The 1137-nt window shown below is 54.9% G+C and carries 2 tRNA genes and 1 rRNA gene; all 3 read left to right on the forward strand.

Annotated features, from left to right (window positions below):
• Positions 1 to 643: ribosomal RNA gene (locus QRD43_RS22670) — 16S ribosomal RNA — on the forward strand; the annotation flags it as partial.
• Between the two features lie 184 nt (positions 644 to 827).
• Positions 828 to 904: transfer RNA gene (locus QRD43_RS22675), tRNA-Ile, on the forward strand.
• Positions 905 to 914: 10 nt separating this feature from the next.
• Positions 915 to 990, forward strand: a tRNA-Ala gene (locus tag QRD43_RS22680).
• The last annotated feature ends 147 nt before the right edge of the window (positions 991 to 1137 follow it).

Below are 1137 nucleotides of genomic sequence, written 5' to 3' on the forward strand. Positions count from 1 at the left end.
CCGCAAGGTTGAAACTCAAAGGAATTGACGGGGACCCGCACAAGCGGTGGATGATGTGGTTTAATTCGATGCAACGCGAAAAACCTTACCTACCCTTGACATGCCAGGAATCCTGCAGAGATGTGGGAGTGCTCGAAAGAGAACCTGGACACAGGTGCTGCATGGCCGTCGTCAGCTCGTGTCGTGAGATGTTGGGTTAAGTCCCGCAACGAGCGCAACCCTTGTCATTAGTTGCTACGAAAGGGCACTCTAATGAGACTGCCGGTGACAAACCGGAGGAAGGTGGGGATGACGTCAGGTCATCATGGCCCTTATGGGTAGGGCTACACACGTCATACAATGGCCGGGACAGAGGGCTGCCAACCCGCGAGGGGGAGCTAATCCCAGAAACCCGGTCGTAGTCCGGATCGCAGTCTGCAACTCGACTGCGTGAAGTCGGAATCGCTAGTAATCGCGGATCAGCTTGCCGCGGTGAATACGTTCCCGGGTCTTGTACACACCGCCCGTCACACCATGGGAGCGGGTTCTGCCAGAAGTAGTTAGCCTAACCGCAAGGAGGGCGATTACCACGGCAGGGTTCGTGACTGGGGTGAAGTCGTAACAAGGTAGCCGTATCGGAAGGTGCGGCTGGATCACCTCCTTTCTAGAGAATGGTCGAGCACTTGATTGCTGCATGCAGCGATTGAGCAGCGAGATCCAATGCAGAGCGCCTCAAGCGCCCACACTTATCGGCTGTAGAGTACACAACGCTAGAGTGTTTACACGTGAGCCTGCCGAGCTGGCCTTGACAGGTGAGCGCGTGAGGCAGGCTGACGATGAAGAATCGTGGGTCTGTAGCTCAGTCGGTTAGAGCACCGTCTTGATAAGGCGGGGGTCGCTGGTTCGAATCCAGCCAGACCCACCATGAATTCCTCGGGGGATTAGCTCAGCTGGGAGAGCACCTGCTTTGCAAGCAGGGGGTCGTCGGTTCGATCCCGTCATCCTCCACCATCTCAAGTCGAGATGAAGAAACACTCGAAGGTTGGCAAACCAGAGTATCGGGAATCGATATTGTGGTTTGCCAGTCTTGGCTTTAAATAGTCGGCTGTTGTTCTTTAACAATTTGTAGAGTCGAATCAGCGTTGCTGATGGAAAGCA

It is taken from the genome of Roseateles subflavus, assembly GCF_030285365.1.
GTDB classification, from domain to species: domain Bacteria; phylum Pseudomonadota; class Gammaproteobacteria; order Burkholderiales; family Burkholderiaceae_C; genus Roseateles_B; species Roseateles_B subflavus.